Below are 12,913 nucleotides of genomic sequence, written 5' to 3'. Positions count from 1 at the left end.
CCTGCTCACCCCCTTTCGCCCCGTAGCTACGGGCTAACCCGGTGGCGAGGGGATTTATCCCCGTCCGGCTGCGCAGCAGTCGTAAAACCTGAATGTAAGGTTTTCCTGATACACCGCGTCGGCTGATTTCACGACTGCTGCGCAGCCGGACGGGGTGGTGCGGCATTCCGATAAATCCCCTCACCACAAGTTCACGCACGAATGTGTCACGGCTTATGACCGCAGCCATGAGGCAACCTGTCACGCGGCAAAAGACCACACGGGTCCCCCTCAAAAATGGGACTACTCTTTCAACCATGCTTGATCCAGATCAAAACCTTTTGTGGAAATGATCCGGCGGCCAGATGGCCAGACTCCCTACGCTGTGATGATTGTAAAAAAAGAACGAATTTGAATTCGCCACACTCCATATCCGTGGGGGCAGTGGGTGCAGGCCGCAGGCCTACAGCCGGTATTACCTGACAGAGGAAGACTTATGTTCGGTTTGGAGGCGCTTGATCTCGCCCGAATTCAGTTCGCGTTCACCATCTCATTCCACATTCTGTTCCCGGCCATCACCATTGGCCTGGCGAGTTACCTGGCGGTGCTCGAAGGCCTGTGGCTGAAAACCAATAACGATACCTACCGCGACCTGTACCACTTCTGGTCGAAGATCTTTGCCGTCAACTTCGGCATGGGTGTGGTATCCGGCCTGGTGATGGCTTATCAGTTCGGCACGAACTGGAGCCGTTTCTCGGACTTCGCCGGTGCCGTGACAGGTCCGTTACTCACCTATGAAGTCCTGACTGCATTCTTCCTGGAAGCCGGCTTCCTGGGCGTCATGTTGTTCGGCTGGAACAAGGTCGGGCGCAACCTGCACTTCTTCTCGACGGTGATGGTTGCCATCGGCACCCTGATCTCGACCTTCTGGATTCTCGCCTCCAACAGCTGGATGCAAACCCCGCAAGGTTACGAAATCATCAATGGGCAGGTGATTCCGGTTGACTGGCTGGCGGTGATTTTCAATCCGTCGTTCCCGTACCGCCTGGCGCACATGGCAACCGCTGCGTTCGTCGCGACCGCCTTCTTCGTCGGCTCCTCGGCGGCCTGGCATTTGCTCCGCGGCAAGGACAATCCGGCGATCCGTACCATGCTCTCGATGGCCATGTGGATGGCATTGATCGTTGCGCCGATTCAGGCGGTCATAGGCGACTTCCACGGCCTTAATACGCTCGAACATCAGCCAGCGAAAATCGCTGCAATTGAAGGGCACTGGGAAAACGTCGGTGATGAACCGACCCCGCTGATCCTCTTTGGCTGGCCGGACATGAAGGCCGAAAAAACCAAGTACGCCGTCGAAATTCCGTACCTCGGCAGCCTGATTCTCACGCACTCGCTGGACAAACAGGTCCCGGCGCTGAAGGATTTCCCGCCTGAAGACAGGCCCAATTCGACCATCGTGTTCTGGTCGTTCCGGGTCATGGTTGGCCTGGGTTTCCTGATGATCTTCACCGGTCTGTGGAGCCTGTGGCTGCGCAAGAGCGACAAGCTGTACACCTCGCGTCCGTTCCTTTACCTGGCATTGTGGATGGGGCCTTCGGGACTGATCGCAATCCTCGCCGGGTGGTTCACGACTGAAATCGGTCGCCAGCCCTGGGTGGTTTACGGCTTGATGCGAACGGCGGATGCGTCCTCCAACCATAGTTTCCTGCAGATGAGCATCACCCTGATCATGTTCGTCGTGGTGTATTTCGCGCTGTTCGGTGCCGGCCTGGGCTACATGATGCGTCTGGTGCGCAAAGGACCGAAGATCGACGAAGGCAAGGAAACCAACGATGGCGGTCCTGGCAAGAAACGTACACCCGCCCGTCCGCTGTCCGCAGCGGACGACGATGCTGACGCTGACGCCGACCACAGCCTGACCAAGGAGATTTGAATCATGGGTATTGATCTTCCGCTGATCTGGGCCGTGATCATCATCTTCGGCATCATGATGTACGTGGTCATGGACGGTTTCGACCTGGGTATCGGGATTCTTTTCCCGTTCATCAAGGGCAAGACGGATCGGGACGTGATGATGAACACCGTCGCGCCCGTCTGGGACGGCAACGAAACCTGGCTGGTGCTCGGGGGCGCTGCATTGTTCGGCGCCTTCCCGCTGGCCTATTCGGTCGTGCTGTCGGCGCTGTATCTGCCGCTGATCTTCATGCTGATCGGGCTGATTTTTCGCGGCGTGGCTTTCGAGTTTCGTTTCAAGGCCAAAGACGACAAGCGTCACCTGTGGGACAAAGCGTTCATTGGTGGTTCGGTGGCTGCAACGTTTTTCCAGGGTGTGGCACTGGGCGCATTCATTGATGGGCTACCGGTGGTCAACCGTCAATTCGCCGGTGGTTCGCTGGACTGGCTGACGCCGTTCACTCTGTTCTGTGGTGTTGCTTTGGTGGTGGCGTATGCGCTGCTGGGTTGCACCTGGCTGATCATGAAAACCGAAGGCAAATTGCAGGAACAGATGCACAACCTCGCGCGGCCATTGGCGTTCGTGGTGTTGGCGGTGATCGGTATTGTCAGCCTGTGGACGCCGCTGGCTCATCCTGAGATCGCCTCGCGCTGGTTCACGTTACCGAATCTGTTCTGGTTCCTGCCGGTGCCGATCCTGGTGCTGGTCACCATGTACGGTTTGATCCGGGCCGTGGCGCGCAATGCGAACTACACGCCATTCCTGTTGACCCTGGTACTGATTTTCCTGGGCTACAGCGGTCTGGGCATCAGCCTGTGGCCGAACATCGTGCCGCCGTCGATTTCGATCTGGGACGCCGCCGCACCGCCGCAAAGCCAAGGCTTCATGCTGGTGGGCACACTGTTTATCATCCCATTCATCCTGGGCTACACCTTCTGGAGCTACTACGTGTTCCGCGGCAAGGTCACCCATGAAGATGGCTACCACTAGCGCACGGCCTGTGGGCGCAAAGCTTGCTCGCGATGGCGTCGAGACAGACGCCGTCAACCTTGAAGAGGAGGGTTTAAAGCCATGACTGGTAAGCATTCATTGGAGGAAATTGAAGCCGCAGAGAAAAAGCCTCTGTGGCAGCGACTCGGATGGCTGGCGATGATCTGGGTGGGTAGCGTGGGCGCGCTGTTTATCGTCGCGAGCCTGATGCGCATGTTCATGAACGCAGCAGGGCTGAGCACACATTGAGGTGCTGCAGCCCCTCAATAAAAAACCTCCAGCGTATGGAGGTTTTTTTTGCCTGCGATTTACTTGCGGGCTTTGAGGATCACGAACTTGGGCGTGGCCGCCACTTGCTCGACGCCACGGAACAGCCGCGCCAGTTTGCTGTGATAACCCAGATGACGGTTGCCCACGATGTACAGCGCACCGCCCACCACGAGCGCCTCCCGGGCTTGCTGGAACATGCGCCAGGCGAGGAAATCGCCCACGACTTGCTGTTGGTGGAACGGTGGATTGCACAGCACCACGTCCAGCGATTGTGATTCCTGTTCGGCCAGGCCATCACCGGCCCGCACGATCACATCCCTGTCACCCAGCGCTGCACGACAGTTTTCTGCAGCCGATTGCACCGCCATGAACGACTCGTCGACCAGCGTGTACTGCGCGTCAGGATTTTGCAGGGCGCTGGCAATGGCAAGAACGCCGTTGCCACAGCCCAGATCCGCGACACGAGAGGCGCCCAGGTTTTTTGGCAGATGCGGCAGAAACGCTCGGGTGCCGATATCCAGGCCTTCACGGCAGAACACGTTGGCGTGGTTGAGCAGTTCGATAGCGGGAGTGTCGAGCTGATAACGGGTCGGGTAGGGCGATACCGCTGCGACCCTGGCTTCAGCGGTCGCGATCAGTAGACGTGCCTTCTTGACGGCCAGCGAGGCATGGACCGGGCCGATGTAACGCTCAAGCAGGTCGCCGGCTGCGCGGGGCAGGTGTTTGATCATGGCGGCGGCGACCACTTGTGCGCCCGGTGCCAATTGTCCCTGAAGGCGTATCAGTTGCTCTTCGAGCAAGGCCAGGGTCTTTGGCACCCTGATCAGTACCCGGTCAAACGGCCCGGTGAATGGCTGGTTGGCGGGCACCTTCGGCACAGCATCAAATGCGTGGCTGTTCCGCAGCAGGTTCTTTTCCAGCCCCTGAAACGCCAGGAACGAGTCGCCGCTGCTGGTGACTTGAGTTTTGCCGACCAGGCTTGCGGCCAATGCTCCGAAGCTGTCGTTGAGCACCAGCACCCGGGTTTGCACGGTGGGTTGCTGTTCGGCCAGGTAGTTAAGCAGATACTCGTCTGCAGCATCGAATGCTTGTAGCGGCTCGTTCGGCTGCTCGGGCTGGCGGATCAGATCGAGTTGGGCAAAGGGGGTTTCAAGCAAAGGCATGGGCGAGGGGCTCTTGGTAATCAACGAATTCTCGCCGCCAGGGGCATTGTTGCGGGCGAATCCGGCCGAGTGTACTGCGCTGTAGAGGATTACAGGTCAACACTCGGAAAGGCTGCAAATGGTACGATTTTTTCTATTGAATTACTCGCAGGTTTTGTCAGCGGCCCAAGGTGTTGGTGAGGATTCCGACCTTGGCAGCCGCAATCACTGCTGAAATTTTGTTATTGACGCCGAATTTCATAATTGCGCTTTGCACATGGAAATTGACGGTGCGCGGGGTAACGTTGAGAATTTTGGCGCTTTCTCCCGCCGTCTTGCCCGCCGCTGCCAGCTTCAAGACTTCGATTTCACGTTCCGACAAGTGCGGTACTTCGTGATCGGCGACCTGTTTGGGCAACGTTTCTACGGCCAGCGCGTGCAGATGGCGCCCGATGAACACCGAAAAACCCAGATTATCGTAAAGCTCATATGTCGTGATCGGTTGATGGCTTCGGGCCAGGCTCAAGATGCTGCACAGACCACTTCTTTCATCGTGGAACGATTGAGACCACCCGTACTGCGAACCATGCTGCTCGAGTGCGTCCCAGATCCAGGTGGCTTCGGAAAACAGCTCTTGCGACCAGAGAATCGGAAACATCGATTGATTGCAATGCGCCACTATCGGGTTAAGTGCACCCAGGACTTTTTGCTTATACTTCGCGTTCAATTCGCCTGGGTAGTTGTCGAACTGAATCACGCTGGAAGTCGTTATTTTGTCCAAGTAACCAGTTGAAAAGGCACAAAATTTGAAACCGGTATTCTTGGCAAAAGTCAGCGAAATCTGGTACGCGTTTTGAATGTCCGTCGTAGCAGACAACTGTTTCATTTGTGTTTCTTTCCACTGGTCCATAGTGAAGCTCCAGTTACGGCTGCGGGTACACGAGGGGGTGCTTAGTGGATCCAAGATCCTGCACCCCGAAAAGTGTAGGATATTTCCTTCAGATGGGTAGTTATTATTTGGCTGTTGTTAGTGCTTTAGAAGTGAAGATTCAGTTCTAATACAGTATGGAGTGAGTTTTATTTATTGAATGTCATCTTTAATTTTACTCTGTGATAAGTTTGAACTAGTCGGTTAATACAGGCCGAATAAGTTAAAGTCATTACAAACCGTCGGTGTTTAATTTTTGTGCTTTGCGGGACACTGGGGGACCTGTTGATCGGAGCGCCCCATGACCGCCAGTGCAGAAAAATTCACTCGCCAAACCCTGCTCGACGTCCATTCGTTGACTCCGAGTCTGTTCACATTACGGACTACGAGGGATCCCGGCTTTCGTTTTCGTGCAGGCCAATTCGCTCGGCTGGGGGTCACCAAGGCGGACGGCAGCACCGTATGGCGCGCGTATTCGATGGTTTCGTCACCTCATGACGAGTTTCTCGAATTTTTTTCGATTGTTGTGCCGGGCGGCGAGTTCACCAGTGAGCTGAGTCGGCTTGAAGTTGGCGATACGCTGCTGGTCGACCGCCAAGCCTTCGGTTACCTGACCCTTGATCGGTTCGTTGATGGGCGTGATCTCTGGCTGCTCGCCACCGGCACCGGCCTGGCACCGTTTTTGTCGATCCTGCAGGACTTCGAAGTATGGGAGAAATTCGAGCGCATCATCCTGGTTTACAGCGTGCGCGAAGCCCGGGAGCTGGCTTATCGGGATTTGATTGAGGGGCTTGCTCGGCGTGACTACCTGGTTGAATTCGCTCACAAGCTGCAGTTTGTCCCCACCGTCACCCGCGAGTCGTACCCCGGAGCGTTGAACGGGCGAATCACCACGCTCATCGAGAACGGCGAACTGGAGCGCGCAGCGGGTATGGCGCTTACGCCGGAGCATTCGCGGGTCATGCTTTGCGGCAATCCGCAGATGATCGATGACACCCGAAAGATATTGAAGCTGCGCGACATGAACCTGAGCCTCAGTCGACGGCCCGGACAGGTGGCAGTAGAAACGTACTGGTGAAAAAAAACGGCGCCGGAAAGGCGCCGTTTCTGTTTTCAATCCTGCGTTCCGGGTCGATCGTTCCGGGCTTTGAGCAGATCGCGAATCTCGCCCAGCAGCACTTCTTCCTTGGTCGGAACCGGCGGCAGTGTTGGCGCCGCGGCTTCCTCGCGCTTCAGACGATTGATGGCTTTGACGCCCATGAAGATCGCGAAAGCGACGATGACGAAGTCAATGATGGTCTGGATAAATTTACCGTAAGCCATCACCACCGCAGGGATATCGCCGTTCGCTGCCTTGAGCGTAATCGCCAGATCACTGAAATCCACTCCGCCAATCAGCAAACCGATTGGCGGCATGATGACGTCGCCGACGAACGATGACACGATTTTGCCGAACGCGGCGCCGATAATGATACCGACTGCCATGTCGATCACGTTCCCTTTGACCGCGAAGGCCTTGAACTCACTGATCACGCCCATAGGTTTTTTCCTTGTTACAGATGAGGTTGGTGAAGGCAGTGTAAATCAGCAGAGTGCGTTCTGCCCGAAACAACTGCTTACAGAGCTTGCCTGCTATCGACCGGGTTAGCCGCAAAAAGTTTATAAAAGACCATCACCGCTGTGCGATCTGCGATCGTTTCGCGGAATGATGTGATGCTCGCCTGCGAGGAGTTGGGAGGACTGATGCCATTATTATCCGGCGGAAAAACAGCTGCCGGAAGGAAGTCGAATGGCTTGGATTAAACTCGTACTTTCACAGGGTAAGTTTGATAACGATTAGCAAATGCTTTGATAGTCGGCATGTCAGATGTATATCAATAATGACGATTGGTGGCATTCTAATATCGATGTTAATTGAAGTTGTACAAGGTTGTTTTGTTCGATAAAGAGCTGTACAGGGTTTGTGTATTAATTGTTGAGTACAGTGCCGATCTGTTTATTAGTTTGTACAGGTTTTTCTTAATAGCCACTGCGTGAATAAAACCTCGTCGTTCGATCAGGCAAGTGCTTAAACCCATTGGCAACTGATCCGGCTCAACTGCGCTATCATCGCGTTTTTTTGTCGGGAGTTAAAATGGCCAAGGCCAAGCGCATGTACGGCTGCACCGAGTGCGGCTCGACCTTCCCCAAGTGGGCCGGCCAGTGTGGCGAGTGTGGTGCCTGGAACACCCTGACCGAAACCATGGTCGAGAGTGGCGGCGCCGCGCCTCCCAGCGGTCGCACCGGGTGGACTGGCCAGCAGGCGCAGATCAGGACGTTGGCCGAAGTCAGCGTTGAAGAAATCCCGCGCTTCTCCACGGCCTCCAGCGAACTCGATCGGGTGCTGGGCGGTGGTCTGGTGGACGGCTCGGTGGTGTTGATCGGCGGTGATCCGGGCATCGGCAAATCGACCATTCTGTTGCAAACCTTATGCAACCTCGCCAAAACCATGCCTGCGCTGTACGTGACCGGCGAGGAGTCCCAGCAGCAGGTAGCGATGCGGGCCCGGCGCCTGGGACTGCCTCAGGATCAGCTGCGGGTGATGACTGAAACCTGCATCGAAACAATCATCGCCACGGCGCGGGTCGAAAAGCCCAAAGTCATGGTGATCGACTCCATCCAGACCATCTTCACTGAACAGCTACAATCGGCTCCCGGCGGTGTCTCCCAGGTCCGGGAAAGTGCGGCATTGCTGGTGCGCTATGCCAAGCAGAGTGGCACGGCCATTTTTCTGGTCGGTCATGTCACCAAGGAAGGCGCGCTTGCCGGCCCTCGTGTGCTGGAGCACATGGTGGACACCGTACTGTATTTCGAAGGCGAGTCGGATGGGCGGTTGCGCTTGCTGCGTGCGGTGAAAAACCGTTTTGGGGCGGTTAACGAACTGGGTGTGTTCGGCATGACCGACAAGGGGCTGAAAGAAGTCTCGAACCCTTCGGCGATTTTTCTGACGCGCGCGCAGGAAGAAGTACCTGGCAGTGTGGTCATGGCCACGTGGGAGGGGACCCGGCCGATGCTGGTGGAAGTCCAGGCCCTGGTGGATGACAGTCATCTCGCCAACCCGCGCCGGGTCACGTTGGGGCTGGATCAGAACCGCCTGGCAATGTTGTTGGCGGTGCTGCACCGTCACGGCGGCATTCCGACCCACGATCAGGATGTGTTCCTCAACGTGGTGGGCGGCGTGAAGGTGTTGGAGACTGCTTCCGACCTGGCGCTGATGGCGGCGGTCATGTCCAGTTTGCGTAACCGGCCGTTGCCCCACGATCTGCTGGTGTTCGGTGAAGTGGGCTTGTCAGGTGAAGTTCGGCCGGTACCCAGCGGTCAGGAACGCTTGAAGGAAGCAGCCAAGCACGGGTTCAAACGCGCCATCGTGCCCAAGGGCAATGCGCCGAAGGAAGCGCCGGCCGGATTGCAGATCATTGCCGTGACGCGTCTGGAGCAGGCCCTCGACGCTCTATTTGAGTGAATACAATCTCCCTGTAGGAGCTGCCGCAGGCTGCGATCTTTTGATCTTGATGTTCAGGAACAAGATCAAAAGATCGCAGCCTGCGGCAGCTCCTACAGGAAGCGGTCAAACTTCGATCAGTGCCCCCAACTCCCGCTCCAGCTCCTGCGGATCTCCCAGGTTGAACTCGATCAACCGCCGAAGGCGTTCAATGGATTCAAGGCTGATGTGTCGGCAGACGAAACCAAGCTGACCGTTTTCTTCGTGGGTCAGCTGTACGTCCATGGCGATGTCGATGTCATCGGTCAGATGAATATTCACGAAGAAATCCTTCGCTTGATCCCCAAGCCACGGCTCTGGTCGTTCAATTAACAACCCCTTCAGCGAAAGATCGATCAGCTTCACTGACCAGATCATTTCCCCTTGGCCCAGCTCGGTTTTTGCATCGAACGCGATTCGTTTGAAGCGGCGGCGATCGGCAGCGTGGTCGCTCATGGGGCAATCCTCGAAATGTTCGCTGACTATAGACCCGCATTGTCTTAGGCCGCCAGCACGGACAGGCCTCTAGACCAATGTCGGGGTATGGTCTTTGCCGTCAGGAGAGCTAAACTCGGGGTGGCTGTCTTTCTTGTCCACCCTGGCTGGAATCATAAAATGAAAAATAATAATAGCCTGCTACGCCATCTACCCTGGCTGCTGCTGGCAATCGTAGGAGCGTGCGCCCTGGGCGTAGTGGCATTGCGCCGAGGCGAGGCGATCAACGCCTTGTGGATTGTGGTCGCGGCAGTGGCCATCTATCTGGTCGCGTACCGCTATTACAGTCTGTTCATCGCTAACAATGTGATGCAACTCGACCCGCGACGGGCCACCCCCGCCGTACTCAACAATGATGGTCTGGACTATGTTCCAACCAACAAACACATTCTCTTCGGTCACCACTTCGCTGCCATCGCTGGCGCGGGGCCTCTGGTCGGTCCGGTGTTGGCGGCGCAGATGGGTTACCTGCCCGGCACGCTGTGGCTGATTGCCGGTGTGGTGCTGGCGGGCGCGGTTCAGGACTTCATGATCCTGTTCCTGTCCACTCGTCGCAACGGCCGCTCATTGGGCGACATGGTCCGTGAGGAAATGGGCCGTATCCCTGGCACCATCGCGCTGTTTGGCTGCTTCCTGATCATGATCATCATCCTCGCGGTGCTGGCGTTGATCGTGGTTAAAGCGCTGGCTGAAAGCCCGTGGGGCATTTTCACCGTAATGGCGACCATCCCGATTGCGATGTTCATGGGCATTTACATGCGCTACATCCGTCCGGGCCGCATCGGTGAAATTTCCGTCATTGGCGTGCTGTTGCTGCTGGGCTCGATCTGGCTCGGCGGGCAGATCGCCGCTGATCCGGTGTGGGCCAAAGCCTTCACCTTTACCGGGATCCAGATCACCTGGATGCTGATCGGTTATGGTTTTGTGGCCGCTGTGCTGCCGGTGTGGCTGATCCTGGCGCCCCGTGACTACCTGTCGACCTTCTTGAAAATCGGCACCATCATCGCCCTGGCAATCGGCATCCTGGTGACCATGCCAGACCTGAAAATGCCAGCCCTGACCCAGTTCATCGACGGCACCGGGCCGGTGTGGAAGGGCGGTCTGTTCCCGTTCCTGTTCATCACCATCGCGTGCGGTGCGGTGTCGGGTTTCCATGCGCTGATTTCTTCCGGTACTACGCCGAAACTGTTGGCCAATGAAGGCCATGCCCGTTACATCGGTTACGGCGGCATGCTGATGGAATCCTTCGTGGCCATTATGGCGATGGTCGCCGCTTCGGTGATTGAGCCTGGCGTGTACTTCGCCATGAACAGCCCGGCAGCGATCGTGGGTGGTGATGTGGTGACTGTTGCGCAAACCGTCAGCAGCTGGGGTTTCGCGATCACACCTGAAGCCCTGCAAGCGGTGGCCAAAGACATCGGTGAAACAACGATTCTGGCTCGCGCGGGTGGCGCTCCGACCCTGGCGGTCGGTATCGCACAGATCCTGCACAGTGTCCTGCCGGGTGAAAACACCATGGCGTTCTGGTACCACTTTGCGATCCTGTTCGAAGCGCTGTTCATCCTGACCGCCGTGGACGCCGGCACCCGTGCCGGGCGTTTCATGCTGCAGGATCTGCTGGGCTCTTTCGTGCCGGCGCTCAAGCGCACTGAATCCTGGACCGCCAACCTGATCGCCACCGCCGGTTGCGTGGCGATGTGGGGCTACCTGCTGTATCAAGGCGTGATCGACCCGTTGGGCGGGATCAACACCTTGTGGCCGCTGTTCGGTATCTCCAATCAGATGCTGGCAGGCATCGCGCTGATGCTGGCGACGGTCGTGCTGATCAAAATGAAACGTCAACGCTACATCTGGGTGACCATGCTGCCAGCTGTCTGGCTGCTGATCTGCACCGTGACGGCAGGCTTCATCAAGCTGTTTGACGCCAACCCGGCGATCGGCTTCCTGTCGCTGGCCAAGAAGTACAGCGATGCATTGGCCAACGGTCAGATCCTCGCTCCGGCGAAGGACATCAACCAGATGCAACACGTGATTTACAACGCGTACACCAACGCAACGCTGACGGGGCTGTTCCTGTTTGTGGTGTTCAGCATCCTGTTCTATGCGCTCAAGGTCGGTATTGCTGCCTGGGGTACCAAAGAGCGTACGGATAAAGAAGCGCCATACCAGGCTGTGCCGGATGCGTAATCGAGGATTGCAAACATGTTCAATGACCTGAGTCGCCTCGGTAAATACCTCGGTCAGGCCGCGCGCCTGATGGTCGGCATGCCCGACTACGACAACTATGTCGAGCATATGCAAACCAAACACCCGGACAAACCGGTGATGAGCTACGAGATGTTCTTCCGGGAGCGTCAGGAAGCCCGTTACGGTGGCAAGGGTGGGCCGAAGTGCTGTTGATCCGGTGGTCGGATTAGCAGCAATCTTGTGGGAGCTGGCCGGCTGGCGATGGCGGACTGTCATTCAACAGTGATGTTGAATGTTCAGCCGCCATCGCTGGCAGGCCAGCTCCCACATTTATTTTGTGTTGATACTTCAATTTGTGAGTCAGGAGATCCAGTTTGTCCTCTCCCATTCCAGTAACAATCCTCAGTGGCTTCCTCGGTGCTGGCAAAACCACACTGTTGCGCCACCTGCTCAAAGCAGAACACGGCCTGAAAATCGCCGTGATCGAGAACGAATTCAGCGACGCCGGCATCGACACCCAGCTGTTGGGTGACGAGCCTGTACAAGTGATGACGCTGTCCAACGGCTGTGTCTGTTGCACCATCCACACCGACCTGACCAAGGCGCTTTACCTGTTGCTTGAGCGCCTGGATAGCGGTGAAATTGCCTTCGACCGTCTAGTCATCGAATGCACGGGACTGGCCGATCCGGCGCCCGTTGCGCAAACCTTTTTCATCGATGAAGAATTGCGTGAGCGCTACATCCTCGACGGCATCATCACCTTGGTAGACGCCGCTCATGCCGACACCCATCTGACCCAGACCATCGCCCAGGCACAGATTGGTTTTGCCGACCGTCTGCTGGTGAGCAAGCGTGATCTGGTGGATGAGGCGACTTTCACCGCGCTGAGCGAGCGCCTGACCCGCATCAACCGTCGCGCACCCATTCGAGTGGTCGATCACGGCAACATCGACCTGGCCGAGTTGCTCGACGTCCGTGGCTTCAACCTCAATGCGGATCTGGGCGGCGGCATCAGCTTGCGTCCGGTGGCCAATTCGGCGCCTTCGATCGATCGCATTTCCAGCCTTGTGCTGCGAACTGACAAGCCGCTGGATATCGACAAGCTCAGCGAGTTCATGAACGAACTGCTGGAAGACCATGGCAAGCAACTGCTGCGCTACAAGGGGGTGCTGAACATCGCTGGCGAACCTCGGCGCATGGTGTTCCAGGGCGTGTTGAAGTTGTATGGCTTCGACTGGGATACCGAGTGGGCGGACGATGAACCGCGCGAAAGCGTGATCGTGTTTATTGCCGATGATTTGCCGGAAGAGAGAATCCGGGCGGGGTTTGCGAAGGTGGCGGTGGAGTAGGGGGTGAGAATCTTCATGCGAATGAAGCCCTCATCGCGAGCAGGCTCGCTCCCACATTTGATAGAGGTTGCCTGCTTTAAGTCGAACGACACAAAG

Annotated in this window: 12 protein-coding genes; 8 read left to right on the top strand and 4 right to left on the bottom strand. The window is 56.9% G+C overall.

Annotated features, from left to right (window positions below):
- Nucleotides 1–475: 475 nt before the first annotated feature.
- The 3 genes from H7698_RS22145 to H7698_RS22135 all read left to right on the top strand — a co-directional run bounded on the left by H7698_RS22145 (nt 476) and on the right by H7698_RS22135 (nt 3,175).
- The gene (locus H7698_RS22145; protein WP_194692818.1) at nt 476–1,915 is read left to right on the top strand and encodes a cytochrome ubiquinol oxidase subunit I; all 1,440 of its coding nucleotides are present in this window, start codon (nt 476–478) and stop codon (nt 1,913–1,915) included.
- Between the two features lie 3 nt (nt 1,916–1,918).
- Nucleotides 1,919–2,926, top strand: coding sequence for a cytochrome d ubiquinol oxidase subunit II (cydB, locus tag H7698_RS22140; protein WP_162439545.1), 1,008 nt, complete (start codon nt 1,919–1,921; stop codon nt 2,924–2,926).
- A gap of 81 nt (nt 2,927–3,007) precedes the next feature.
- Nucleotides 3,008–3,175 (top strand): DUF2474 domain-containing protein, encoded by a 168-nt coding sequence (locus H7698_RS22135; protein ID WP_162439544.1) that lies wholly within the window; start codon nt 3,008–3,010, stop codon nt 3,173–3,175.
- A 59-nt stretch (nt 3,176–3,234) separates the two neighbouring features.
- Here H7698_RS22135 and H7698_RS22130 read toward each other — a convergent pair whose 3' ends face one another.
- The gene (locus tag H7698_RS22130; protein ID WP_194692817.1) at nt 3,235–4,359 is read right to left on the bottom strand and encodes a methyltransferase; all 1,125 of its coding nucleotides are present in this window, start codon (nt 4,357–4,359) and stop codon (nt 3,235–3,237) included.
- Nucleotides 4,360–4,516: 157 nt separating this feature from the next.
- Nucleotides 4,517–5,248: an autoinducer binding domain-containing protein gene (locus H7698_RS22125; RefSeq protein ID WP_194692816.1), complete on the bottom strand. Its 732-nt coding sequence runs from the start codon at nt 5,246–5,248 to the stop codon at nt 4,517–4,519.
- A gap of 319 nt (nt 5,249–5,567) precedes the next feature.
- Here H7698_RS22125 and H7698_RS22120 point away from each other — a divergent pair, with 319 nt between their 5' ends.
- A complete protein-coding gene (locus tag H7698_RS22120) occupies nt 5,568–6,344 on the top strand; it encodes a ferredoxin--NADP reductase (RefSeq protein ID WP_194692815.1) in 777 nt (258 codons plus the stop codon).
- Between the two features lie 35 nt (nt 6,345–6,379).
- Here H7698_RS22120 and mscL read toward each other — a convergent pair whose 3' ends face one another.
- The gene (mscL, locus tag H7698_RS22115) at nt 6,380–6,805 is read right to left on the bottom strand and encodes a large-conductance mechanosensitive channel protein MscL (protein WP_162439540.1); all 426 of its coding nucleotides are present in this window, start codon (nt 6,803–6,805) and stop codon (nt 6,380–6,382) included.
- Between the two features lie 595 nt (nt 6,806–7,400).
- Here mscL and radA point away from each other — a divergent pair.
- A complete protein-coding gene (gene radA / locus H7698_RS22110; protein WP_162439539.1) occupies nt 7,401–8,768 on the top strand; it encodes a DNA repair protein RadA in 1,368 nt (455 codons plus the stop codon).
- A gap of 105 nt (nt 8,769–8,873) precedes the next feature.
- Here the strand turns inward: radA and H7698_RS22105 are convergent, their stop codons facing one another.
- Entirely contained in the window at nt 8,874–9,242 is a 369-nt protein-coding gene (locus H7698_RS22105; RefSeq protein ID WP_194692814.1) for a PilZ domain-containing protein, read from the bottom strand.
- Between the two features lie 159 nt (nt 9,243–9,401).
- Here H7698_RS22105 and H7698_RS22100 point away from each other — a divergent pair, with 159 nt between their 5' ends.
- From H7698_RS22100 to yjiA, 3 genes are all read left to right on the top strand, one after another.
- Entirely contained in the window at nt 9,402–11,468 is a 2,067-nt protein-coding gene (locus tag H7698_RS22100; RefSeq protein ID WP_194692813.1) for a carbon starvation CstA family protein, read from the top strand.
- 15 nt (nt 11,469–11,483) lie between these two features.
- Nucleotides 11,484–11,681, top strand: coding sequence for a YbdD/YjiX family protein (locus tag H7698_RS22095; protein WP_007895266.1), 198 nt, complete (start codon nt 11,484–11,486; stop codon nt 11,679–11,681).
- Nucleotides 11,682–11,842: 161 nt separating this feature from the next.
- The gene (gene yjiA, locus H7698_RS22090; RefSeq protein WP_162439536.1) at nt 11,843–12,817 is read left to right on the top strand and encodes a GTPase; all 975 of its coding nucleotides are present in this window, start codon (nt 11,843–11,845) and stop codon (nt 12,815–12,817) included.
- Nucleotides 12,818–12,913: the final 96 nt, after the last annotated feature.

Origin of the sequence: Pseudomonas sp. p50(2008) (assembly GCF_015351605.1) — a bacterium.
Taxonomy (GTDB): domain Bacteria; phylum Pseudomonadota; class Gammaproteobacteria; order Pseudomonadales; family Pseudomonadaceae; genus Aquipseudomonas.
This window is presented reverse-complemented; position numbering and strand designations above follow the sequence as displayed.